Source organism: Roseateles sp. DAIF2 (assembly GCF_015624425.1).
Lineage (GTDB): Bacteria > Pseudomonadota > Gammaproteobacteria > Burkholderiales > Burkholderiaceae_C > Kinneretia.
In genome coordinates, this window is the sequence record NZ_CP049919.1 from 1,846,079 (window position 1) to 1,865,693 (window position 19,615).

The window sequence follows — 19,615 nt, forward strand, 5'->3', positions numbered from 1 at the left end:
GGCGGCCCAGAGGGCTGTTGTAGAAAAGGCCGGTCAATCATTGTTGACCGGCCTTTGCTTTGCTTGGCTGCTGCGGGCGGTGGTGGCGCGTTCTGTCGGCTTGCGGCCAGAAGCAGTCATCCAAGCTTGTTGTCATCTAGGACTTCAACTGCTCCAACCCTCCACGGGCGCATAGGGCTTGCTTTTCCAGGCCAGCGTTAACCGCGATCAGGAAAGCCATACCAGCAGTGCCACCCGCGAGCCACAGGGCAGTGTGTAGCCCCAATCCATCGACAGCATGTCCGCCTGACCAAGCCCCGACCGCAATGCCGATGTTGAACACTCCCACATAAAGCGCGGTGGCAATCTCGACCGCGTCCGGCACGGCCTTCATCATCCACGTCATCAGACCTACCGAAACGCCACCGTAGGCCAAGCCCCAGACGAGCAAGGCTGCGCCGCTGCCCACTGGCGAACTTCCGATAGTGAGAAACAGGATCTGCGTCAGCAGCAGCCCGAGCGCTATCGCCATCAAAGTCAGCTTGGTACGACGGGCGGCGACGATTCCCACGAGAAAGTTGCCGACAATTCCCGCGATACCGTAGGCGAGGAGTCCGCCTGGAATCCATCGCACGTCGAAGCCGCCCACCCACAAGAGCAAAGGCCGCACGAAGGTAAACGCCATGAAATGGCTGCCAACCAGGAAAAGCGTCAGCAGGAGTCCTGCTTGCAGCTTGCGGTTGCCAAGCTGCGTGCCGAACTGGCGCAGGCTGACGGCGCTGCTCACGGGCAGACTGGGAAGTACGGCGAGCAAAAGAACCAGAACGAGCCCACTGAGCAGTGCCATGCTGCCGAAAGCCCAGCGCCATCCACCCAGTTCGCCGATCAATGCGCCGAGTGGAACGCCCAGCACGGAAGCCGCTGCGACCCCACCGAAGACGATGGACGTGGCGAGGCCCACGGCATGCGTTGGCACGAGTCGGGCTGCGAGCCCCCCGGCGACGGCCCAGATCCCGCCGATGCAAACGCCGACAAGAATGCGCGCAGCCAAAAGCCAGGGCAAACTCGGTGCCAGAGCCGACGCCAGGTTGGCGATCAACAGCAGCCCCAGCAATCCGCACAGAAGGCTGCGCCTGTCCATGCCGCCTGCTGCAATCACCACGAGGGGGGCGAACAACGCGGCCAACAACGCTGGCAGCGACATGGTCAGGCCGGCCGCTCCGGTTGATGTGCCAAGCGTTCCGGCCATCGCGTCCAGCACTCCGACCGGCAGCATCTCCGTGGTGACGACTGAGAAGGTGGCAAGGCCAACGGCGACCACGGCCCACCAGGAGGCTCCGGCAGGGGTTCTCGTCAACGTCGATGAGGCCATGTTCATGGCTGGAATCCTTGTTCTTGAATGGAGGGGAGGAGAGGAGGCTGCTGTCACGCCGTGACTGTCGTGGCCGCGCCGCGCGGCGGCGCGAGCCGGGCGCCCGACAGCGTCGCCAGCAGGACCAGGGCGCCCGCGCAGAGCGCAACCCCGAATCCGCTTCGTGTACCGCCTTGGTCCACCAGATGGCCGGCGAGTGCGGCGCCCAAGGCCACCCCGACATTCAGGCCGGCAAGCAGCCAGGTCATCCCTTCGGTCGTGCGGTGCTCGGGCACGAGCCGTTCCAGCAGGGACATCGCCACGATCATGGTCGGCGCAAAGAACAAGCCGGCCACCAGCACCGCCGCCATCAGTGCAGCGACGCTGTCGACGAACACCAATGGCAGCGTCGTTGCAGCGGTCGCCATGCCGCCCAGCAGCAGCAGGCGGTTCAACGGAGCCTTCAGCTCAAGCATGCCGAACAGCAGGCCGGCGAGGCAGGATCCGATCGCGTAAGCGGACAGCACCAGACTGGCCGCAACCGCTTGTCCGCGTTGCTCGGCAAAGGCGACGCTGACGATGTCCACGGTGCCAACGATGACGCCCATTGCAGCCATCAACAGCGCAAGCAGGCGGACTCCCGGAAAGCGCAGCAGGGACTGGGAGCGCACCATCCCGGCCGTCAGCCCCTGTGCCGGTGGTTCGGTGCCGCGTTGCACCACCAGGCCCGCGACGCCAAGAACCAGCAGCAACGCTGCTGCCAGCGGCCCAGCCTGGGGAAACAGCAGCACGGACAGTCCGACCGACAGTGGCGGCCCGGCAATGAAGCTCACTTCATCCAACACCGTTTCCAGCGCATGGGCGGTCTGCAGGCGCGGCTGGCCCCGAAAGAGGGTCGTCCAGCGTGCCCGCACCATGGCCGACATGCTCGGCATGCAGCCGGTGAGGATGGCGCCAATGAACAGGATCCAGTCGGGGCCGTTCCACCAGGTCCCCGCCAGCAGAAGCAGCATGCCCGCCACGCTGATCGCGGTGGCCACCGGTAGCACCCGGCGCTGCCCGTGCCGATCGACCTGACGAGAGACCTGCGGTGACACCAACGCATACGTCAGGACGAAGGCCGCCGACACAGCGCCTGCCAGCGCATAGCTGCCGCGCAACTGGGACAGCATGGTGATGATGCCGATACCGGTCATCGGCAGCGGCGTGCGCGCCACCAAGCCTGCAAGGACAAATCCCTTGCTTCCAGGCGCAGCGAAAAGTTCTCCATAAGCGTTGGCCACTCGTTCTCCTGAGACAATACATACATGGCGTATGAATAAATCATACCCGTATACATACGCCCTGTTTGTAAAACCACTTCAACCCGTATGGAAGGACAGGGTCATGGTTCGTCGCACCCGTGCCGAGATGGAAGAAACGCGTGCGGCCCTGCTGGCAACGGCGCGCAAGGTCTTCGCCACGCAGGGCTATGCCAGCACCTCGATGGACGATCTGACCGCACAAGCGGGCTTCACCCGCGGGGCGCTGTACCACCACTTCGGCGACAAGAGGGGTTTGCTGGCGGCGGTCGTGCGGCAGATCGACGCCGAGACGGACGAGCGCCTGCAAGCAATCTCGAATGCGGCAGACGATCCATGGGAGGGGTTTCGTCGCCGATGCAGGGCCTATCTGGAGATGGCCATGGAGCCCGAGATCCAGCGCATCGTGCTACGCGACTCCAGAGCCGTCCTGGGTGGCTCCTCTCCAGAGGCGCAGCGGCATTGCGTGGCGTCGATGCAAGGGCTGATCGAAAATCTCATGCAGCAAGGCCTGATCGCGGAGGCCAACGCCCAGGCGTTGGCGACGATGGTTTATGGCAGCCTCGCTGAAGCAGCGTGCTGGATCGCTGAAGAGGGGGGCGGAGACGCGCGGCTAGCCCAAGGTCTTGCAACGCTGGAACTCCTGTTGCGCGGCGTGCGGCGCAGTCGCTGAGCGGCGACTGTTGACTCAAACCGGCGCTGCTTTGAGGCTCGACTCCATCCGGGAATGAGCGTCTGCCCTGCTCACCAGTCATAGACCGCTATGGGTCGAAAGCCGCCAGCCACCGCCAACTCGGCTCCACCTCAACAAGACCTTAGCCCCTTGGCCGCCGCCGCCCGCCTCCCAACCCACAGCCCCTCCACGCTATAGATCGCCAGCGCGGCCCAGATGCAAGCAAAAGCCACCAGGCGCGCCGGGGCCAGCGGCTCCTTGAACAGCCAGACGCCCAGGAAGAACTGCATCGAGGGCGAGATGTACTGCACCAGGCCCAGGGTGGTCAGCGGGATGCGCCGCGCGCCGGCCGCGAACAGCAGCAGGGGCACGGCGGTCAGCGGCCCGGCCATCAGCAGCCAGGCGAGCTGGCGTGTGTCGCCCTGCGCGAAGGCGCTGTGGCCCTGCACGGTCCACAGGCCCAGCGCCGCGGCGGCCAGCGGCGCGATCAGCAGGGTCTCGAGCGCCAGGCCCTCCATCGCCCCCAGCGGCGCGATCTTGCGCACCAGGCCGTAGAAGCCGAAGCTCAGCGCCAGCACCAGCGCGATCCAGGGCAGGCTGCCGGTCTGCAGGGTCAGCCACAGGACGCCGAAGCCCGCCAGGGCGACCGCCAGCCATTGCACCGGCCGCGGCCGCTCGCGCAGGAAGGCAAAACCCAGCGCCACATTGATCAGCGGGTTGATGAAGTAGCCCAGGCTGGCCTCCAGCACATGGCCATGCTGGACCGCCCAGACATAGGACAGCGAGTTCGCCACCAGCAGCGCGGCCGACAGCAGGAACAGGCCCAGCACCCGCGGCTGGCGCAGCACCGGGCCGGCCCAGGTCCAGCGCCGCAGCAGGGTCAGCAGCAGCGCGACGAAGGCCAGCGACCACAGGGTGCGATGCGCCACCACCTCCAGCGCCGGTACCTCGCTGAGCTGCTTGAAGTAGAGCGGAAACAGGCCCCAGCACAGATAGGCGAGGGCGGCATAGGCGATGCCCCAGTTCATCGGGATCGGGCTCCGGTCGGGTGGGCGAGGGCGCGATTCTGCCGCCGCGGCCCGACCCTCGCTGCGGCCGGGGCTTGTGCGCGAATGGCCCCCGACGTTCGGCGCCGGCCGGAATCGACAGGCGCCGGCTCCCGATCTTCCCTCTGTTGCGCCGGCCGCCGGTGCGGCAGCATCGCGGCATGGCCCGCATCGTCTTCACGCCCCAGCTGCGCCGCTTTGTCGAAGTGCCCGAGATCGAGACCGCGGCGGGCACGCTGCGTGCCGGCCTAGAGGCGGCCTTCGCGCAGAACCCGCGCCTGCGCGGCTATGTGCTGGACGACCAGGGCCATCTGCGCGCCAATGTGACGATCTTCATCGACGGGCGCCGGCTGCGCGACGGCCGCCGTCTCGACGATCCGCTGGCGCCCGCGAGCCAGGTCCATGTGCTGCAAGCCTTGTCCGGAGGATGAATCAGATGAGCGATACCGCCTGGGTGGCCACCCGCAAGGGCCTGTTCGAGTTGAAGCACCGGCCCGGCGGCGGCTGGGACATCGCCGGGGTCAGCTTCCTGGCCGAGCCGCTGTCGATGCTGCTGCCCGCGCCGGCCGGCGGCGGGCGCATGTTCGCCGCGCTGAACCTGGGCCATTTCGGCACCAAGCTGCAGGGTTCGGACGACGGCGGCAAGACCTGGACCGAGCTGGCCGTGCCGACCTATCCCGAGCAGCCCGAGGGCGCCGAGGGGCCGGCCTGGAAGCTGCAGCAGATCTGGGCGCTGGAGCGCGTCGGCGGCACCCTGTGGGCCGGCACCATTCCTGGTGGCCTGTTCAGGAGCGTGGACGAGGGCGCCAGCTGGCAGCTGGTCGACAGCCTGTGGCAGCGCCCGGAGCGGCTGGAATGGTTCGGCGGTGGCTACGACGCGCCGGGCATCCATTCGATCTGCCCCTATCCGGGCCGGCCGGACGAACTGCTGCTGGGCATCTCCTGCGGCGGCGCCTGGCGCTCGACCGATGGCGGTGCCAATTGGGCGCAGCGCGCGGCCGGCATGCGGGCCGACTTCATGCCGCCGGAGCGCGCGGAGGATCAGAACATCCAGGACCCGCACCGCGTCGTGCGCTGCGCCGGCGCGCCCGAGGTGCTGTGGACCCAGCACCATTGCGGCATCTGGCGCTCGGCCGACAACGGCGCAAGCTGGCAGGAGCTGCGGGCCCAGCCCTCCAGCTTCGGCTTCGCGGTCGCCGCGCATCCGGGCGACCCGGACACCGCCTGGTTCGCGCCGGCGGTCAAGGACGAGAAGCGCGTGCCGGTCGATGCCGCGCTGTGCGTGACCCGCACCCGTGACGGCGGCAAGAGCTTCGAGGTGCTGCGCGTCGGCCTGCCGCAGACCCATTGCTACGACCTGATCTACCGCCATGGCCTGGCGGTTGACGGCAGCGGCGAGCGCCTGCTGATGGGCAGCACCACCGGCGGGCTCTGGTCCAGCGACGATGGTGGCGACCACTGGACGGAGGTCTCGCGCGGGCTGCCGCCGATCTATGCCTTACGCTTCGGCGCATGAACCTTGCCGATGCCGCCAGCTTCCCGATCCTGCAGACCGAACGCCTGCGCCTGCGTGAGCTGCTGCCGGCCGATGCGCCGGCCCTGTTCGCCATCCATGGCGACGCACAGGCGATGCGCTGGTTCGGCAGCGACCCGCTGACCAGCCTGGCCGAGGCCGAGCGCCTGGTCGAGGTGTTTGCCGGCTGGCGCCGCCAGCCCAACCCCGGCACGCGCTGGGGGCTGGAGCGGCTGTCGGACGGTGCCCTGGTCGGCAGCTGCGGCCTGTTCAACTGGAACCGCGCCTGGCGTCGCTGCACCCTGGGCTATGAACTGGCGCGCGAGGCCCAGGGCCGGGGCCTGATGGCCGAGGCGCTGCGCCGGGTGCTGGCCTGGGGCTTCGCGCCGGAGGGCATGGGCCTGAACCGCATCGAGGCGATGATCCATCCGGAGAACCAGCCCTCGCTGCGCCTGGTCGAGGGCCTGGGCTTTCGCCGCGAGGGCCTGCTGCGCGAGGTCGCCTTCTGGGGCGGCCGGCACCAGGATCTGGAGATGCACGCGCTGCTGGCGCGGGAGCAGCGCGGCAAGGCCTGACCCCGCGCCACTTAGCCGGGCAGGGCGGGCCGGGGCTCGTCGCGCCAGGTCTGCGAGATCAGCCGTCCCAGCTCGGCCGCGGCCGGGTTGCGGGCCTCGATGTCGTCATCACCGCGGTCGAGCCGGAAGTCCAGCGCCGGCAGCGGCGGCAGGCCCTCGCGTTCGCCGAGCTCGGCCATGCCCGGCCGCAGATGATCCCGCGTGAAGGTGGTCACCGCCAGGCCGCTGAGCGCGACCGTGCGCAGGTCCTGCAGGCTGTGCGAGCTGAAGGCGCCATGCCAGGCGATCCCGGCGCGGTTCAGCGCGTCGATGCTGACCTGGTGGCAGACGCAGGGCGGCGGCGAGTAGGCGAGCGGCAGCGAGGCGTGGCCGGCCAGGTCGAAATCCGCGCTCGCGGCCCAGACCATCGGCAGGCGCTGCAGCAGTTCGCCCCGGCCCTCGCCCGCGACCGACACCACGACGGCCAGATCCAGCTCGCGCTCGCGCACCATGGTCGCGAGGTCCAGGGTCAGCCCGACGCTGACCTCCAGCCGCACATTCGGGCAGCCGCGCGAGAACTGGGTCAGCAGGCGCGGCAGGCCCTCGCGCATGAAGGCCTCGGGCACGCCGAAGCGCACCGTGCCCTCGATCGGCGAGCGCCGGAAATGCTGGGTCAGCGCGTCCTGCGCCTGCAGGATGCGCTGCGCCAGGCGCAGGAAATCCTCGCCGTCGGCGGTCAGGTTCAGGCGCCGGGTGGTGCGGTGGAACAGCGGCCGGCCGACCAGCTCCTCCAGCCGCCGGATCTGGTGGCTGATCGCCGACTGGGAGAGGTGCAGGCGCTCGGCCGCGCGGGTGAAGCCATTGGCCTGATGCACCGCGAGAAAGGCCTGCAGCAGGCTGGTGTCGTAGCTCATGGCGGCGGATTGATGAATTGGATGGGTTAATCGCGCCAAGTTTAATCATTTGCCTCATGAGGCGTGGCTCATAAGAATGGCCGCCATCGTCCCCGCGACGCCATCCAGGAATCCTCATGTCTCCCGCCCGCTCCCCTCTGCTCGCGCTGGCCGCCGTCTGTCTGGCGGCCCTGATGTTCGGCCTTGAAATCTCCAGCGTGCCGATCATCCTGCCGGTGCTGGAGGCGCGGCTGCGGGCCGACTTCCAGAACATGCAATGGATCATGAACGCCTACACCATCGCCTGCACCAGCGTGCTGATGTCCACCGGCACCCTGGCCGACCGCTATGGCCGGCGCCGGGTGTTCGCGATCACGGTGCTGGCCTTCGGCATCGCCTCGCTGCTGTGCGGGATCGCGCCCGGCACGCCGGCGCTGATCGCCGCGCGCTTCCTGCAGGGCATGGCGGGCGGCGCGATGTTCATCTGCTCGATCGCGATCCTGTCGCACCAGTTTCCCGAGGGTAGCCGGCGCGCCCGCGCCTTCGCGATCTGGGGCGTGGTGGCCGGCATCGGCCTGGGCTTCGGGCCGGTGATCGGCGGCGCGATCGTCGCGCTGACGAGCTGGCACTGGGTGTTCGCCGTGCATGCGCCGCTGGCCCTGCTGGGCTTGGCGCTGATCGGGGTTGGCGTCGAGGAGTCCAGCGATCCGCAGGCCCGCCAGCAGCCGCTGGACATCGGCGGCATCCTCGCGCTGACCGTCGCGGTGCTGGGCCTGAGCGCGCTGATCACGCAGGGGGCCGCCCTCGGCTGGACCAGCCCCGCCGCCCTGGGCCTGCTGGCGGCGACCTTGGTTGGCCTGATCGGCTTCGTCGTCGCGGAGCGCTCGCATCCGCATCCGATGTTTGACTTCACGGTGTTCCGCATCCGCGATTTCTCCGGCGCGATCCTGGGCTGCGTTGGCATGAACTGCAGCTACTGGCCGTTCATGATCTACCTGCCGCTGTACTTCTCCGCCGGGCTGGGCTACGACGTCGCCAGCACCGGCCTGGCCCTGCTGGCCTACACCGTGCCCTTCCTGCTGATGCCGCCGATCGCGCAATGGCTGCTGCTGCGCTACGAGGCGCGCTATGTGATCCCGGCCGGGCTGTTCGCGATCGGCCTGGGTTTTTTGCTGATGCTGCTGGGCAGCCGGCTGGTCCACCTGGCGCATTGGGCGGTGCTGCCCGGCGCGCTGGTGGCGGGCATCGGCCTGGGCCTGACGACCACGCCGGCCACCAGCATGACGACCTCGGCCGTGCCGGCCCATCGCGCCGGCATGGCCTCCGGCATGGACGTGAGCGCGCGGCTGATCACCTTGGCGCTGAACATCGCGGTGATGGGGCTGCTGCTGGTCGCTGGCATCGGCGCGGGGCTGCAGGCCGCGCTGGGCGCCGCCGTCGAGCAGGGTCAGCTGCGCGTCCTGGCCGAGCGCCTGGCCGGCGGCGATGCGGCCGGCGGCCGGCAGCTGATCGCCGCGATCGCCGATCCGCAGAGCGCCGCGGCGGTGGTGCATGGCGCGGTGACGCAGGGTTTCGGCTGGGTCATGCTGTATGGCGGCCTGAGCGCCTGGCTGACGGCGGCGGCGAGCTGGGTCGTGCTCGGCGCCGTGAAGCCGGCTGCGGGCGTCAGCCGTTCTGCCAGTCGCCTAGGCTCCTGAGTGCCTGCCACTCCGGCCCCAGCGGCGCCGTGAGGCGCAGCGCCGCGCCGCTGACCGGATGGCTCAGCGCCAGCTCCAGCCCATGCAGCCACAGGCGCTGCCGGCCCAGGTGGGCGGCCAGCGCCCGGTTCAGCGCGCCCTTGCCATGGGTGGCGTCGCCGATGATCGGATGGGCGATGTGCTTCAGATGGCGGCGGATCTGGTGGCGCCGGCCGCTCTCGGGCCGGCATTCCAGCAGCGCGCCGCGGGTGGTCGGGAACCGAGCGTCGCTGGCCAGCGGCCACTCGACCCGCGCCAGCCGCGTCCAGCTGGTGCGCGCCGGCAGCAGCTGCTGGCCGGCCGAAGGCCGCTCCGGGTCGCGCGCCAGCGCATGGTCGATCAGGCCCTCGGGCTCGGCCGTCCAGCCTCGCACCAGGGCCAGGTAGCGCTTCCTCATCGCGCCGGACTCAAAGGCCTGGCCCAATGCCGAGGCCACCTCGGCCGAGAGCGCGAACAGCAGCAGGCCCGAGGTGCCCTTGTCCAGGCGATGCGCGGGCCAGACCGGCCGGCCCAGCTGGTCGCGCAGCAGCTGCAGCGCGAAGACCTCCTCCTGCGCATCGAGCTGGCTGCGATGCACCAGCAGGCCGGCGGGTTTGTCGATCGCGACGAGATGCTCGTCGGCATAGAGGACTTTTAACAACATCGCAGCGCGTGACGGAGTTGGCGCCTGTCCCCGGCTTCAGGGGCGTGGCGTTTCGATTCGGGCGAAAAGCGGTCGCATTACAGGGTTAGCCCCAGAAGGGGGGAGTGACAGGGCCAGGCCCGGTCGAAAGAATCTTGTCATCCGCCACGCCCATCATTGAACCCGTAGCAGCCGCTTGCTCGCTAGCCAGCCAGCTCCCTGGAGTACAACATGCCCAAGACCTATTCCGTCGGACACCGCCCGCTCATCGCCACGGTCCAGGCATGGCTACTGAATCTGCTGGGCCGCTCGCATTCGCAGCAGGCCTGGCCGCCGCGGCGCCGGATCGGCTGATCCGGCCTTCAGCCCACATCCCCGTCCAGGTAATACCAGACGCCGTCCTCGCGGACGAAGCGGCTGGTCTCCGCCAGCCGATGGGCGCGCCCGCCCAGCTTGCTGCGCGCGACAAAGCTCACCGTCGCATGCGTGGCGTCCTGCTGGCGGTGTGACTTGAGCTCCAGCCCCAACCATTTCAGGCCCGCCTCGTTGGGCTCCAGGCTCGCCGGCCGGGTGCTGGCATGCCAGCTGGCCAGCAGATAGGCCAGCTCGTCGCGCACGAAGGCGCTGTAGCGCGAGCGCATCAGCTGCTCGGCGTCCGGCGCCTGCAGGCCCTGGCCGGCGGCGAAGGCGGCATGCCAGCGGCCACAGCATTGTTCATAGGGCTGCGGGCGGCCGCAGGGGCAGGGTGTCGTCATCGAATCTCAGTTCCCAGGTCTCTCCGACCAGATCATGCCCGAAGCTGTGGTGTGCCTCGGTCGCGATCAGGCGGTAGCCTTCGGCCTGGTAGATGCCGCGCGCGGCGGACAGCAGGCTGTTGGTCCAGAGCCGGATGCCGCGGTAGCAGCCGGCCTGGCGCGCGAAGGCGTTGCAGCCCGCGACCAGGCGCTTGCCCAGGCCCAGGCCGCGCGCCTGCGGTTCCAGCAGCAGCATGCGCAGCTGCGCCCAGCCGGGATCGGGTTCCCCGGTCTGTTCGTCGCGGGCCTGGACCAGGAAGACGCAGCCGAGCCGTTCGCCATCCGCCTCCCGCTCGGCGATCCAGCCGGCCTCGCGCGCCGGGTCGAAGCGCTCGACGAAGCCGGCCGCGATGCGCGCGACCAGCGCCTCGAAGCGCAGGTCGAAACCGAACTGCTGGGCGTAGAGCGCGCCATGGCGGGCGATCACCCAGCCGAGGTCGCCGCTGCGCAGCGGACGCAGCCGCACCGCGGCGGCCGGTGCCGGCACCTCGTCGCCCAGCAGGTGCTGCACCCGCGCCAGCGCGCCGAGCAGTTCCTCGCGTCGCGGCGCATCCAGGCGGGCCAGCATCTCGCCGACCTGGGCCTGGCTGCCCTGGTCCAGCGGCGCGAAGGCGCGCTTGCCGGCGGCCGTCAGGCTCAGCAGGCTCTGGCGCGCATCGGCCGGGTTGGCGCGCGAGCGCACCAGGCCGCGCTCGCGCAGGCCCTTCAGCAGCCGGCTCAGGTAGCCCAGGTCCAGCCGCAGCTCGCGCGATAGCTGGCTGGCGCCGACCGGCGCGGCGGCATGGGCGAGCTCCCACAGCACCCGCGCCTCGGCCAGGCTGAACTCGGTATGGGACAGGCCCTCGTCCAGCGCACCGATGCGGCGGGTGTAGAAGCGGTTGAAGGCGCGGACGGCGGCGATCGGGTCGAGGTCGGGCATGGCGCCATCATCAATCTTGATGCTTGCTTTTGGCAAGTATTTTGTGAAGAGGCGAACTCTAGAATGCGCGCATGAGTCTGCCCCCCCAAGAAGACATGTTCGCCGCGCCGGTGGCGCCGCCCGCACCCGCCGCCAGCGGCGGCCTGCTGAAGAACCTGAACCCCGAGCAATACGCGGCCGTCACCGCGCCGGCCGAGCCGAGCCTGATCCTGGCCGGCGCCGGCTCGGGCAAGACCCGGGTGCTGACCACCCGCATCGCCTGGCTGCTGCAGACCGGCCAGGCCTCGCCGGGCGCGATCATGGCGGTGACCTTCACCAACAAGGCGGCCAAGGAGATGCTGACCCGGCTGACCACGATGCTGCCGGTCAATGTGCGGGGCATGTGGATCGGCACCTTCCACGGCCTGTGCAACCGCTTCCTGCGCGCGCATTGGAAGCTGGCGGGTCTGCCGCAGGGCTTCCAGATCCTGGACTCGGGCGACACGGTCTCGGCGATCAAGCGCGTGATCAAGGCGATGAAGCTCGACGAGGAGCGCTTCGTGCCCAAGCAGGTCGGCTGGTTCATCGCCGGCGCCAAGGAGGACGGGCTGCGCCCCAAGGACATCGAGCAGCGCGACGAGCAGACCAAGAAGCTGGTCGAGATCTACCAGGCCTACGAGGACCAATGCACGCGCGAGGGCGTGGTCGACTTTGCCGAGCTGATGCTGCGCTCCTACGAGCTGATGCGCGACAACGCCGCGGTGCGCGCGCATTACCAGCACCGCTTCCAGCATCTGCTGGTCGACGAGTTCCAGGACACCAACAAGCTGCAGTACGCCTGGCTGAAGATGTTCGCGCCGCCGGCCAACGCGGGCCGTGGCCAGGCCGTGTTCGCGGTCGGCGACGACGACCAGAGCATCTACGCCTTCCGCGGCGCGCGGGTCGGCAATATGTCCGACTTCGAGCGCGAGTATCGCGTCAAGAACGTCGTCAAGCTGGAGCAGAACTACCGCAGCTTCGGCAACATCCTCGATGCGGCCAATACCCTGATCAGCAACAACAGCCGGCGTCTGGGCAAGAACCTGCGCACCGAGGCCGGCCCCGGCGAGCCGATCCGCGTGCAGGAGGCTGCCAGCGACTTCAATGAGGCGCAGTGGCTGATCGAGGAGGCCCAGGCCCTGCATCGGGCTGGTCTTGCTCGCCAAGAGATCGCGGTGCTGTATCGCAGCAACGCGCAGTCGCGGGTGATCGAATCGGCGCTGTTCAATGCCGGCATTCCCTATCGCGTCTACGGCGGCCTGCGCTTCTTCGAGCGCGCCGAGGTCAAGCATGCGCTGGCCTATCTGCGCCTGATCGAGAACGCCAACGACGACACCAGCTTCCTGCGCGTCGTCAACTTCCCGACCCGCGGCATCGGCGCACGCACCATCGAGCAGCTGCAGGACGCGGCGCGCCAGAGCGGGCGCAGCCTCTACCAGAGCGTCGGTGCGGTGGCCGGCAAGGGCGGCAGCAACCTGGCCGCCTTCGTCAATCTGGTCGATTCGATGCGCAACCTGACGCAAGGCCTGACCCTGCGCGAGATCATCGAGCAGGTGGTCGAGACCTCGGGTCTGGCGGACTTCTACCGCACCGAGAAGGAAGGCGCCGAGCGGCTGGAGAATCTGGCCGAACTGGTCAACGCGGCCGAGGCCTTCGTCACCCAGGAGGGCTTCGGCAAGGATGCGATCGCGCTGCCGGTCGACGAGACCGCGCCAGGCACGATCGCCGAGGGCCTGCCGCAGGCGGTGGCCGCCGCGGCGATCACGCCGGATGCCGAGACCGGCGAGATCATGTCGCCGCTGGCCGCTTTCCTGACCCATGCCTCGCTGGAGGCCGGCGACAACCAGGCCCAGGCCGGCCAGGACGCGGTGCAGCTGATGACCGTGCACTCGGCCAAGGGCCTGGAGTTCGACGCGGTCTTCATCACCGGTCTGGAAGAGGGCCTGTTCCCGCACGAGAACTCGCTCTCCGACAACGACGGGCTCGAGGAGGAACGGCGCCTGATGTATGTGGCGATCACGCGGGCGCGCCAGCGCCTGTACATCAGCTTCTGCCAGACCCGCATGCTGCACGGCCAGACGCGCTACAACATCAAGAGCCGCTTCTTCGACGAACTGCCCGAGGCCGCACTGAAATGGCTGACGCCGAAGAACCAGGGCTTCGGCTCGGGCTTCGCGAAGGAGTACCAGGAGGCCTGGTCGCGCGGCTCGGGGCTGAAGTCCATGGTCGGCGCCGGCAGCCGGGCGCAGAGCAGCGAGAAGGCTGCCTGGGTCAGCGCGCCGGTGCCGCCTTCGATGGTCAAGAAGGTCGACGAGGAACATGGCGGGCTGCGCGTCGGCAAGGGCGTGTTCCACACCAAGTTCGGCGAGGGCGTGCTGGTCACCCTGGAGGGCAGCGGCGCCGACGCGCGCGCGCAGGTCAACTTCGGACGCCACGGCATGAAGTGGCTGGCGCTCAGCGTCGCGAAGCTGACACCGATCGACTGAGAGGCTGAGAGTTTTTCTACTGCGCCATCGCCATGCGTCGTTGGCCGGTGCTCGGAATCCTCACGTACAGGGAGTACGTTCCGGTTCCTGTGCGCCGTCCGCCTAGCCTGACGTTGGCTCGCGACGAAAACCTCTCAGCCTCTGAGCTCGCCCCTCAGGCGATCGAAACCCGCGCGAACAGCCGCCAGCGTTCCAGCCGGCCGGCATCGAGCCGCACGCTGTCGGCCACGCGCAGCTGCCAGCGGCCGGTGATCGCGCGGCCCAGCAGGCCGCGCAGCGCCGGGTGGTTGGCCACCGAGTAGGTACGCCGCAGATCGTCGGCGCTGCCGCCGCCATGGTTGTGCAGCGCGACCGCGGTGCCGTCGGGCGCCAGCAGGTCGACGCGCAGGTCGCCGACATAGCTGTGGGCGATCTCGACCTGGATGCGCAGGTCCTCGATCCGACCCTCGTCGCCGATCTCGAGCGCGCTGACGATGGGCGCGCCCGCGTCGGGGATCGCCAGGCCCGGCGCCAGGCTGCGGTCGATCGTGCGCTGCTCCAGCGTGCCGGCCGTCGCGGCCTTGACCGCCTTGAAGGCGTTCACCTTGCCATGGCCGAACCAGAGGCTGAAGCCCTGTGCGTCGAAGCCGCCGGGCTCGTTGACGGGGGTATGGGTCTGCAGCGACAGGTCCTTGTCGGCGCTCTTGCAGATGATCTCGCGCACCTGCTGCGCGCTCAGCGCCGGATTCGCCGACAGCACCAGCGCGCACACGCCGGCCACCGTCGGCGTGGCGCTGGAGGTGCCGCCGAAGCGGTCGGTGAAGCGCGAGTTGGGCGTGAAGTCCGAGCGCGGACCGGCGCCCTCGTTGTCGGTGGTCACGATGCCGCGCCCGGGCACTTGCTGCGCGCGCAGATCATCCCAATTGTCCGAGGGCGCGCAGACGCTGATCTGCCGGCCCCAGGAGGAATAGGCGGAGCGCGTCTTCAGCGAGGTGCTGGCGCTGACGATCAGGGCCGCCGGGTGCGCCGCCACCCAGCGGTCGATCGGCCCGGCATAGCCGCGCCGGATGCCGAAGCGGTCCAGGTACTCGTAGCGGCGGGTGTTCTGCAGATCCTGCACCGGGCAGTTGTTGTTGCCGGCGGCGATGCAGAAGACCATGCCCTTGCCGCGCCGGCCGCCGCTCTGCGCCAGCGCGGTGATCGCATCGGCGAGCGCGCGGCTCATCGGCGCATTGGCCGGCCCGACGCCCCAGGAGCAGGACACCACGTCGGCCAGCGGCGAGAGCTTGCGGAACATCGCGATGAAGTTGGCATCGGTCATCGCGGCCAGCGGGAAGCGCAGCGCGACGATGCCGCAGCCCGGCGCCACGCCGATCACGCCGCCGCCATTGCCCTCGGCCGCCGCGACGCCCAGGCAGGGCGTGCCGTGGTAGTCGCCGGCGCGGGGCTGCACATCCGCGTCCCATTCGATGCTGGGCGCATCGGCGCCCTCGCCGCGCAGGGTGGCGTTGAGTCGGGCCACCACCTTGCCCTCGCCCTGGAAGTCCGGATGCGTCATGTCGAAGCCGTCGTCGGCCACCGCGATCACCACGTCGCGCCGGCCGCGCGTCAGGTCCCAGGCCTCGGCGGCGAAGATGCCGGCGCCGGCCACCAGATCGGTGCCCGCGCTCGGCGCATGCAGATGCCATTGGCTCGCGAACAGCGGGTCCGAGGGGATGAAGAAGCGGGTCAGCGGCCGCACCAGATTCGGTTCGGCATACTCGACCACGTCGCTGGCCTGCGCCTCGTTGGCGGCCCGGATCGGGTTCTTGCCGGTCGCATCGGTGACGCGCACCAGGAAGGTCAGGTCCCCCAGCTCGCGCTCCACCACCAGATGCTGGCCGCGCAGATGGTCCTGGATGCGCTGCGGCGCGGTGCCGGGCTTGAACTTCAGGAAGAAGCTCTCGGTGATCAGGTACTCGTCACCGCCCTCGTCGGCCGGTTCGCTCTCCGGCTGGGTCGAACCCTGCGGGGCTGCGCGGTAGACATGGTGCACCACCTCGCGCTGCGCGCGCAGCCGGTTCACCGAGGTCTCGGTCTCGGCGCGCGGCAGGGTCAGGCGCACCAGCGCGGGCGTAGCGCTGTGCAGGGCGTCGACCTGCACGCCGGCGCGGCCGGCGGCCTCCAGCGCGGCGCTCTCGCTGCTGGCCTGGATCGTGATCGTCGCGGCGTCCTTGCGGATCGGGATCTTGCGGCCGCCCTGCCAGAAGTAGCTTGTCGTGTCGTCAGCCATGATGCGGGACTCCCTGAGGTGATGTGCTCGGTGGGGGCACGATGCCGCGCCGGCGTGCGGCGGCCATCCTCAACGCGAGGGACGCGCGGGTACAGTCGGCCGGATCAGGCCCGCATCCACAGGGAGTAGACAGACGATGACGCCGCAACAGGACCCGCAGATCCCCGATTTCGACGCCGTGCTCGCCGCCGCCGGGCGCATCAAGGGCCATGCCCACCGCACGCCGGTGATGCGCTCGCGCCAGGCCGACGAGGCCTTCGGCGCGCAGCTGTTCTTCAAGTGCGAGAACCTGCAGCGCGCCGGCGCCTTCAAGTTCCGCGGCGCCTTCAATGCGCTGTCGCGCTTCGATGCCGCGCAGCGGCGCGCCGGCGTGGTGGCCTTTTCCTCCGGCAACCATGGCCAGGCGATCGCGCTGTCGGCGCGGCTGCTGGGCATGCCGGCCACCGTCGTGATGCCCAAGGACGCGCCGCCCGCCAAGGTGGCGGCCACCGAGGGCTATGGCGCCCGCGTCGTGCTGTTTGACCGCTTCACCGAGGACCGCGAACAGATCGGCCGCCGCCTGGCCGAGGAGCAAGGCCTGACCCTGGTGTCGCCCTTCGACCATACGGACGTGATCGCGGGGCAGGGCACCGCGGCGCTGGAGCTGATCGAGGAGGTCGGCCCGCTCGACGCGCTGTTCATGCCGCTGGGCGGCGGCGGCCTGCTGGCCGGCTCGGCCTTGGTGCTGGGCGCGCTGGCGCCGCAATGCCGGCTCTACGGCGTCGAGCCCGAGGCCGGCAACGACGGCCAGCAGTCGCTGCGCGCCGGCCATGTGGTCTGGATCGACGTGCCGCGCACCATCGCCGACGGCGCGCAGACCCCGCATATCGGCGAGCGCAACTTCGCGATCATCCGCCATGCGGTCAGCGACATCCTGACCGCCAGCGACGCGCAGCTGGTCGAGGCGATGCGCTTCTTCGCCGCGCGCATGAAGCTGCTGGTGGAACCGACCGGCTGCCTCGGCTTCGCCGGCGCGCAGGGGCTCAAGGAAACCCTGCGCGGCCAGCGCGTCGGCGTGCTGCTGAGCGGCGGCAATGTGGATCTGCGGCGCTTCTGTGAGCTGGTGGCGGGCTGAGGCTGGTCTGAAGGGCGTGCGATTGTCATGATTTGGTCATGTGTGCGTCACGGGTGTTTCACGGCCCATGCGCAGACTGCGCCGCTTCGAGCAACCGCTAGAGGCAGTCCTCCATGTCCCAAGACATCCGCACCATCGACCCCGACGACATCGACTACAACAACAGCCAGAACGAGACCTTCCAGAGCGTGCTGCAGGCCCGCCTGGCACGCCGCTCCCTGCTGCGCGGCGCGATCGGCAGCGCCGCGGCGGCCGTGTTCGGCAGCGTGGGCCTGTCGGCCTGCGGCGGCGGCGATGATGACAACGACGGTGCGGTGGTCGCACCGCCGAAGCCGCTCGACAAGCTGGGCTTCGCGGCCGTGGCCAAGAGCCTGGCCGACGCCGTGGTCGTGCCCGCCGGCTATACCGCCAGCATCATCTATGCGCTGGGCGATCCGCTGAACGCCACCACCGGCGCCTACAAGAACGACGGCAGCGACGGCGATTTCGAGAACCGCGCCGGCGACCACCATGACGGCATGGAGTACTACGGCCTGTCGGCCGACGGCAAGCCCGATGCCAAGGGCTCGGTCCGCGGCCTGCTGGTGATGAACCACGAAGCCACCAGCCACAGCGGCAGCGAGCGCGCCTCCGCCTTCGTGCATGTCAACGGCGGCACCAACACCCTGCCGCGCCCGGCCGCCGAGGTCGACCGTGAGGTGCCGCTGCACGGCGTCTCGGTGGTCGAGGTGAAGAAGAACGGTGCGCTGTTCGGCTATGTGAAGGACTCCGCCTTCAACCGCCGCATCACCCCGCTGACCCCGGTGCTGCTGTCCGGCGCGGCCGCCGGCTCGGGCCTGATGAAGACCAAGTTCTCGGCCGACGGCAAGAACGCCCGCGGCACGCTGAACAACTGCGGCACCGGCTCCACCCCCTGGGGCACCACCCTGACCGGCGAAGAGAACTGGTCCGGCTACTTCACCCGCGGCGCGGCCGACGATGCGGCGCGCGCCAACGACAAGAGCGTCGCCTCGCTGAAGCGCTATGGCCGCAACCAGGGCGCGGCCAGCCGCCACGGCTGGGAGACCGGCGGCGCCGACGACAAGTACGCGCGCTGGGACATCTCGAAGAAGGGCGCCTCGGCCGACGGCAGCGATGACTACCGCAACGAACTGAACACCTTCGGCTACCTGGTCGAGATCGATCCCTACAGCAAGACCAGTGCCATCAAGAAGCGCACCACGCTGGGCCGCTTCGCGCATGAGAGCGCGGCCTTCAGCAAGCTGGTTGAGGGCAAGCCGCTGGCCGTCTACATGGGTGACGATTCGCGCGGCGAGTACATCTACAAGTTCGTCTCGGCCGCCAACTGGGCCGCCGCCGATGCCAACCCGGCCGACCGCATCGCCACCGGCGACAAGTACCTGGACAGCGGCAAGCTCTATGTCGCCAAGTTCAATGCCGACGGCACCGGCACCTGGATCGAGCTGTCGATCAACAACGCGACGATCAAGGCCAGCACGCTCTACGCCTTTGCCGACCAGGCCGATGTGGTGGTCAACGCCCGCCTGGCCGCCGATGCGGTGGGCGCGACCAAGATGGACCGCCCCGAATGGTGCGCCAGCCATCCGGTCACCGGCGAGGTCTACTTCACGCTGACCAACAACAGCAACCGCACCCTGGCCACGGTGGATGCCGCCAACCCGCGCGCCTACGACGACACCAAGGGCGCGTCGACCAAGCAGAGCGGCAACGTCAACGGCCACATCATCCGCCTGGCCGAAACCGCCGACGCGGCCGGTACCGCCTTCAAGTGGGACGTCTACCTGTTCGGCGCCGAAGCCGGCGCGGACAAGGGTCTGGTCAACCTGTCCTCGCTGACGGAAGACCAGGACATGTCCAGCCCCGACGGCCTGTGGTTCAGCCGTGCGACCGGCCTGTGCTGGATCCAGACCGACGATGGCGCCTACACCGACAAGACCAACTGCATGATGCTGGCCGGCATTCCCGGCACGGTGGGTGATGGCGGCAAGAAGACGCTGGCTTACACCGGCGGCAAGAACGTCGACACCTATGTCGGCAAGGCCCCGACTGCCGACACGCTGAAGCGCTTCCTGGTCGGCCCGGTGGACTGCGAGATCACCGGCTGCGCCGAGACGCCCGATGGCAAGGCCCTGTTCATCAACATCCAGCACCCGGGCGAGACCATCACCTCGGCCACCGTCGCCGACCCGAGCAAGTACCTGAGCCACTGGCCCGGCAACGCCGGCTACGGCGCCGGCGGCCCGAACGCCCGCCCGCGCTCGGCCACCATCGTGATCACCAAGAACGATGGCGGCGTGATCGGCAGCTGATCCGGCGCAGCGTCCACAAAAAGCAAACCCCGCCT

Annotated in this window: 17 protein-coding genes; 9 read left to right on the plus strand and 8 right to left on the minus strand. The window is 69.3% G+C overall.

Going from position 1 to position 19,615, the window contains the following annotated elements; translation table 11 throughout:
• Positions 1-136: 136 nt before the first annotated feature.
• Entirely contained in the window at positions 137-1,357 is a 1,221-nt protein-coding gene (locus tag G8A07_RS08655) for an MFS transporter (protein WP_195796630.1), read from the minus strand.
• 47 nt (positions 1,358-1,404) lie between these two features.
• Positions 1,405-2,613: an MFS transporter gene (locus G8A07_RS08660; RefSeq protein ID WP_195796631.1), complete on the minus strand. Its 1,209-nt coding sequence runs from the start codon at positions 2,611-2,613 to the stop codon at positions 1,405-1,407.
• A gap of 103 nt (positions 2,614-2,716) precedes the next feature.
• Between G8A07_RS08660 and G8A07_RS08665 the strand changes: the two genes are divergently transcribed.
• Positions 2,717-3,304: a TetR/AcrR family transcriptional regulator gene (locus G8A07_RS08665; RefSeq protein WP_195796632.1), complete on the plus strand. Its 588-nt coding sequence runs from the start codon at positions 2,717-2,719 to the stop codon at positions 3,302-3,304.
• Positions 3,305-3,435: 131 nt separating this feature from the next.
• Here G8A07_RS08665 and rarD read toward each other — a convergent pair whose 3' ends face one another.
• Positions 3,436-4,332 (minus strand): EamA family transporter RarD, encoded by an 897-nt coding sequence (gene rarD / locus G8A07_RS08670; RefSeq protein ID WP_195796633.1) that lies wholly within the window; start codon positions 4,330-4,332, stop codon positions 3,436-3,438.
• Positions 4,333-4,511: 179 nt separating this feature from the next.
• Here rarD and G8A07_RS08675 point away from each other — a divergent pair, with 179 nt between their 5' ends.
• The 3 genes from G8A07_RS08675 to G8A07_RS08685 are packed head-to-tail and all read left to right on the plus strand — an operon-like array spanning position 4,512 to position 6,438.
• The gene (locus G8A07_RS08675; RefSeq protein WP_195796634.1) at positions 4,512-4,781 is read left to right on the plus strand and encodes a MoaD/ThiS family protein; all 270 of its coding nucleotides are present in this window, start codon (positions 4,512-4,514) and stop codon (positions 4,779-4,781) included.
• Between the two features lie 5 nt (positions 4,782-4,786).
• Positions 4,787-5,866 (plus strand): sialidase family protein, encoded by a 1,080-nt coding sequence (locus tag G8A07_RS08680; RefSeq protein ID WP_195796635.1) that lies wholly within the window; start codon positions 4,787-4,789, stop codon positions 5,864-5,866.
• Positions 5,863-6,438 (plus strand): GNAT family N-acetyltransferase, encoded by a 576-nt coding sequence (locus G8A07_RS08685; protein WP_195796636.1) that lies wholly within the window; start codon positions 5,863-5,865, stop codon positions 6,436-6,438. Before G8A07_RS08680 ends, G8A07_RS08685 begins: the two co-directional genes overlap by 4 nt.
• 11 nt (positions 6,439-6,449) lie before the next feature.
• Here the strand turns inward: G8A07_RS08685 and G8A07_RS08690 are convergent, their stop codons facing one another.
• Complete coding sequence (locus G8A07_RS08690) at positions 6,450-7,331, minus strand: LysR family transcriptional regulator (protein ID WP_195796637.1); 882 nt, start codon at positions 7,329-7,331, stop codon at positions 6,450-6,452.
• A 116-nt stretch (positions 7,332-7,447) separates the two neighbouring features.
• Between G8A07_RS08690 and G8A07_RS08695 the strand changes: the two genes are divergently transcribed.
• Positions 7,448-9,007, plus strand: coding sequence for an MFS transporter (locus tag G8A07_RS08695; RefSeq protein ID WP_213086256.1), 1,560 nt, complete (start codon positions 7,448-7,450; stop codon positions 9,005-9,007).
• Here G8A07_RS08695 and G8A07_RS08700 read toward each other — a convergent pair.
• Positions 8,976-9,689 (minus strand): pseudouridine synthase, encoded by a 714-nt coding sequence (locus G8A07_RS08700; RefSeq protein WP_195796638.1) that lies wholly within the window; start codon positions 9,687-9,689, stop codon positions 8,976-8,978. The genes G8A07_RS08695 and G8A07_RS08700 overlap by 32 nt on opposite strands.
• A gap of 210 nt (positions 9,690-9,899) precedes the next feature.
• On the opposite strand from G8A07_RS08700, the gene G8A07_RS28075 reads away from it, so the two are divergent.
• Positions 9,900-10,022: a hypothetical protein gene (locus G8A07_RS28075; protein WP_256441103.1), complete on the plus strand. Its 123-nt coding sequence runs from the start codon at positions 9,900-9,902 to the stop codon at positions 10,020-10,022.
• Positions 10,023-10,030: 8 nt separating this feature from the next.
• Here G8A07_RS28075 and G8A07_RS08705 read toward each other — a convergent pair whose 3' ends face one another.
• Entirely contained in the window at positions 10,031-10,423 is a 393-nt protein-coding gene (locus G8A07_RS08705) for a YchJ family protein (RefSeq protein ID WP_195796639.1), read from the minus strand.
• Positions 10,383-11,381: a bifunctional helix-turn-helix transcriptional regulator/GNAT family N-acetyltransferase gene (locus G8A07_RS08710; RefSeq protein ID WP_195796640.1), complete on the minus strand. Its 999-nt coding sequence runs from the start codon at positions 11,379-11,381 to the stop codon at positions 10,383-10,385. Before G8A07_RS08710 ends, G8A07_RS08705 begins: the two co-directional genes overlap by 41 nt.
• 71 nt (positions 11,382-11,452) lie before the next feature.
• Here G8A07_RS08710 and G8A07_RS08715 point away from each other — a divergent pair, with 71 nt between their 5' ends.
• On the plus strand, positions 11,453-13,885 hold the full coding sequence (locus G8A07_RS08715; RefSeq protein WP_371816438.1) for a UvrD-helicase domain-containing protein: 2,433 nt from the start codon (positions 11,453-11,455) through the stop codon (positions 13,883-13,885).
• 154 nt (positions 13,886-14,039) lie between these two features.
• Here G8A07_RS08715 and G8A07_RS08720 read toward each other — a convergent pair whose 3' ends face one another.
• Positions 14,040-16,136, minus strand: a complete 2,097-nt coding sequence (locus tag G8A07_RS08720; RefSeq protein WP_195796641.1) for a S8 family serine peptidase — start codon at positions 16,134-16,136, stop codon at positions 14,040-14,042.
• A gap of 136 nt (positions 16,137-16,272) precedes the next feature.
• Between G8A07_RS08720 and G8A07_RS08725 the strand changes: the two genes are divergently transcribed.
• Positions 16,273-17,250 carry a threo-3-hydroxy-L-aspartate ammonia-lyase gene (locus tag G8A07_RS08725; RefSeq protein ID WP_195796642.1) on the plus strand — a complete coding sequence of 326 codons (978 nt, stop codon included), beginning with the start codon at positions 16,273-16,275 and terminating at the stop codon, positions 17,248-17,250.
• A gap of 113 nt (positions 17,251-17,363) precedes the next feature.
• Positions 17,364-19,580: a PhoX family phosphatase gene (locus G8A07_RS08730; RefSeq protein ID WP_195796643.1), complete on the plus strand. Its 2,217-nt coding sequence runs from the start codon at positions 17,364-17,366 to the stop codon at positions 19,578-19,580.
• The last annotated feature ends 35 nt before the right edge of the window (positions 19,581-19,615 follow it).

Excerpts from the sequence above, each read along its gene's own strand:
- G8A07_RS08690 (WP_195796637.1), bottom strand. The coding sequence starts at position 7,331 with ATGAGCTACGACACCAGCCTGCTGCAGGCCTTTCTCGCGGTGCATCAG.
- G8A07_RS08675 (WP_195796634.1), top strand. The coding sequence starts at position 4,512 with ATGGCCCGCATCGTCTTCACGCCCCAGCTGCGCCGCTTTGTCGAAGTG.
- G8A07_RS08720 (WP_195796641.1), bottom strand. The coding sequence starts at position 16,136 with ATGGCTGACGACACGACAAGCTACTTCTGGCAGGGCGGCCGCAAGATC.
- rarD (WP_195796633.1), bottom strand. The coding sequence starts at position 4,332 with ATGAACTGGGGCATCGCCTATGCCGCCCTCGCCTATCTGTGCTGGGGC.
- G8A07_RS08730 (WP_195796643.1), top strand. The coding sequence starts at position 17,364 with ATGTCCCAAGACATCCGCACCATCGACCCCGACGACATCGACTACAAC.
- G8A07_RS08705 (WP_195796639.1), bottom strand. The coding sequence starts at position 10,423 with ATGACGACACCCTGCCCCTGCGGCCGCCCGCAGCCCTATGAACAATGC.
- G8A07_RS08715 (WP_371816438.1), top strand. The coding sequence starts at position 11,453 with ATGAGTCTGCCCCCCCAAGAAGACATGTTCGCCGCGCCGGTGGCGCCG.
- G8A07_RS08665 (WP_195796632.1), top strand. The coding sequence starts at position 2,717 with ATGGTTCGTCGCACCCGTGCCGAGATGGAAGAAACGCGTGCGGCCCTG.
- G8A07_RS08695 (WP_213086256.1), top strand. The coding sequence starts at position 7,448 with ATGTCTCCCGCCCGCTCCCCTCTGCTCGCGCTGGCCGCCGTCTGTCTG.
- G8A07_RS08710 (WP_195796640.1), bottom strand. The coding sequence starts at position 11,381 with ATGCCCGACCTCGACCCGATCGCCGCCGTCCGCGCCTTCAACCGCTTC.
- G8A07_RS08680 (WP_195796635.1), top strand. The coding sequence starts at position 4,787 with ATGAGCGATACCGCCTGGGTGGCCACCCGCAAGGGCCTGTTCGAGTTG.
- G8A07_RS08655 (WP_195796630.1), bottom strand. The coding sequence starts at position 1,357 with ATGAACATGGCCTCATCGACGTTGACGAGAACCCCTGCCGGAGCCTCC.
- G8A07_RS08700 (WP_195796638.1), bottom strand. The coding sequence starts at position 9,689 with ATGTTGTTAAAAGTCCTCTATGCCGACGAGCATCTCGTCGCGATCGAC.
- G8A07_RS08725 (WP_195796642.1), top strand. The coding sequence starts at position 16,273 with ATGACGCCGCAACAGGACCCGCAGATCCCCGATTTCGACGCCGTGCTC.
- G8A07_RS28075 (WP_256441103.1), top strand. The coding sequence starts at position 9,900 with ATGCCCAAGACCTATTCCGTCGGACACCGCCCGCTCATCGCCACGGTC.
- G8A07_RS08685 (WP_195796636.1), top strand. The coding sequence starts at position 5,863 with ATGAACCTTGCCGATGCCGCCAGCTTCCCGATCCTGCAGACCGAACGC.